This is a genomic window from Motilimonas sp. E26, from assembly GCF_021278025.1.
In the GTDB taxonomy this organism is placed as follows: domain Bacteria; phylum Pseudomonadota; class Gammaproteobacteria; order Enterobacterales; family CBDFNC01; genus Motilimonas.
Genome location: NZ_JAIBHJ010000060.1, coordinates 1 through 3,120, shown reverse-complemented (window position 1 = coordinate 3,120; position 3,120 = coordinate 1). Strand labels below are relative to the sequence as shown.

The following is a 3,120-nucleotide window of genomic DNA, read 5'->3' as shown; positions in this document are numbered from 1 at the left end:
CGGCAGCCCTTTCCTGTCTACCTTACCATTCGCCGTCAATGGGAGCTGTTCCAGCTCCATAAACACACTTGGCACCATATAATCCGGTAAGTGCTTTTCTAAATACCCTTGCCACCCTGATATTCTGCTTGATGCATCTCCTGCAGCTCCTTCTACCACCACTACATACCCAACTAGTAACTTGCCTCCCTGTGGACTGTCCAGCGCAACCACTACCGACTCTTTTACACTCTTACATTGATTTAACTGGCTCTCTATCTCCCCCAGCTCTATCCTAAAGCCCCTCACTTTGACCTGGTTATCTACCCGGCCTTTAAACTCTATGCTGCCATCTGCTAATAAACATCCTCTATCACCTGTCTTGTACAAGCGACAACCCCGTTCGGTATCCATAATAAAGCTGTTCGCTGTCTTTTCTTCATCCCGCCAATAGCCTGCAGCAAGCCCTATACCACCTATATACAAGTCTCCTGTTACCCCTATCGGCGCAAAACTCAGATCCGACTTCAATACATAAAATTCTTGGTTACCTAACGCCTTTCCATACGGAATACTGCTACGCGTGCTGTCTTGTTCAACTATCTTATGCTCTATCGACCAAATCGAAGCTTCCGTTGCTCCACCTAAGCTCATCTGTAATGCTTGCGGGGCCACACTGCGGATCCGATGCGGTAAATCCGTTGGGATCCAATCGCCACTCATCATCACCAAACGCAGGCGTAACGTTTCCCCTTGCAGTTCACATTCGCCCACTAACATTTCCATCAACGCTGGTACTGTGTTCCATACCGTTACGCCCGATTGTGCAAGATAACGTAACCACGCCTCTGGCTCTCGGTATTCCGAAGGCTCCGGTAGCACCAACCCCCCCCCAGCGCCTAATACACCAAAAATATCCCACACCGATAAGTCAAAGTTTAAATTCGACAAACCAAACACCACATCGTCAGCCGTCAGCTCATATCGCTGGTTGATATCTTCCACCGTGTTCAGCGCCGCTTCATGGGTGATGGTCACTCCTTTAGGCTCACCCGTTGAGCCCGAAGTAAAAATGACATACGCAATATCAGATGGCATACTCTGTGACTCTGGCATGTCTTCTTGACTGACTTGAGCCAACCACTGATGGTCCAGCATATGAACCTGCAATGCTTCTGGTACAATGCCCGCTAGATCGGTAGTGGTCACCACTTGCTTAACTTCGCCTCGTGTCAACAGCTTCTTGACACGTTCAATCGGCAGACTTGCATCAATCGGTAAATACGCACTACCTGCACGTAAAATACCCAACACCGCCACCACTTGCTCCCAGCCTTTATGCATCAGCACCGCTATCAGCTCATTCGCTTGACACCCCCCGCGTTGTAATGCACACGCTAATGTGCCACTGGCTGCTGCTAACGTTGCATACGTTAACACCTGCTCTCGGCTTTTAACGGCAATCGCTTCCGGCCGTTGATCACACTGCGCCATCAACAAACGATGTAAATGACCCGGCTCATACGCTTGCCCTGTGTCATTAACTCTCGCTATCAACGCCGCTTGTGTCGATGGTAACGGCAATTTCGCTGGTCGCTCTAACGCCGTCGGTTCGTCAACCAATAACCGCAATAAACCATTAAAGCTGACTAACATGTCATCTAACATGCCCGAGGGGAACAATCCTTCCACACTGTCCCAATTCACTTGTAATCCGCCAGCAAAATCAGACACTTGTATGTCTAACCATACTTGGGAGGTTTGCGAGATACTATAGCCAGACATCAGCTTGTCCGATGCCTCTTCTATGCCCTTTAAAACTGAAGCTGATGGATCTGTTTCTTGCTCTTGCCTTAAACCAAGCGTACTAGTGAAAACCACTGGGTAATTACTGGCATGACCTTGAATTTGCGTCATCGCTCGCTGCATCGCCACACCACCAAACATGGTGTGCTCTAGGTCTTGCCACAGTTGACCTTGTAATTCCAATAAGCGTGTAATGAAAGACACTCCTGCCTCACGGTAATCCATCTCGAGTAAACTCAATGAAGTAAAGTCACCTAAGATGTCGCCTACCTCTTCGTGCAACGGCAAACGGTTAAATAGTGTCAGATTTAAACCAAAATGCTCTTGCTCTGACCACGTCCTCAATACCTCACCCACACAACCTAATACCAAAACGGTAGGGGTAATTTGGTGTTGCTTAGCCAGTGCTTGTAATTGCCCCCAATCCGTAGCATTAAGCGAGCATTCCCGGCGTTCAAAATGGGGTTCTTGGATTGCACTTGGTTCAACAGCCAGAGGCAGGCTCGGGCGAGCAGGAAACATAGCAACGCGATCTAACCAATATTTTTCCGCTGATCGGTACAAGGCCGTTTCATGCAGCTTTTGCTCGGCCAACACATAATCACGAAAACTCAATGTCAACGGCGCTAAGGAAACACTCTCATCGGCGTACAACTGCGCAAACTCTTTGTCCAAAATCATCAAACTGGAAGCATCTACCAACATGATGTCCATACTAATATGTAATAAGCTCTCAGACGCCGACAAACGGCTCACGCGAAAATCGAACAACGGCCAAGTGTCTGTCGTCAATACTTGGTGTGATAGCTCATTGCGCAGCGCCATTACCGCATCATAGGTACACTGAGCATCTTTAGTAGAGTGGTCGTACTCAGTTAATGAGTAATGTGGTACTTCGTCTAAAATTCGCTGCTGCCCATCTTCCAGCACGACCATTCTCAACATCCCATGGCGGTCAATTAAGCGATTAATGATTCGCTCAAGTTGACCTGTATCAGTGCCTACAAACGGCACTTCCACGTAGCCGTGGGTCGAGATATTACCCAGTTCGAAATTGCTGTCTCGGCCTAACCAATACGCTTGTTGAATGTCCGTTAGAGGAAAAGGCTCGTGAGCGTGTGCGGGGTCTGGCTCGATATAAGGTAGCTCTGCTAAAGTTTGCTCTTGTACAGATAAATACGTTGCAATGCCCTGTACTGTGGGTGTACTCATGATGACACTTAACGACATTTGCTTTGAAAATACTTTAGAAATTTGGCTCGCTAGACGCACCGCCAATAACGAATTTCCCCCCAGCGCGAAAAAGTTATCTTCCACACCTACGCGGCTCACGCC

1 protein-coding gene is annotated in these 3,120 nt (G+C 48.3%); it reads right to left on the bottom strand.

The window, feature by feature from the left end:
- Window positions 1-3,102: amino acid adenylation domain-containing protein (locus tag K1M91_RS21035; RefSeq protein WP_348983284.1), on the bottom strand; the 3,102-nt coding region annotated here is incomplete at its 3' end.
- Window positions 3,103-3,120: the final 18 nt, after the last annotated feature.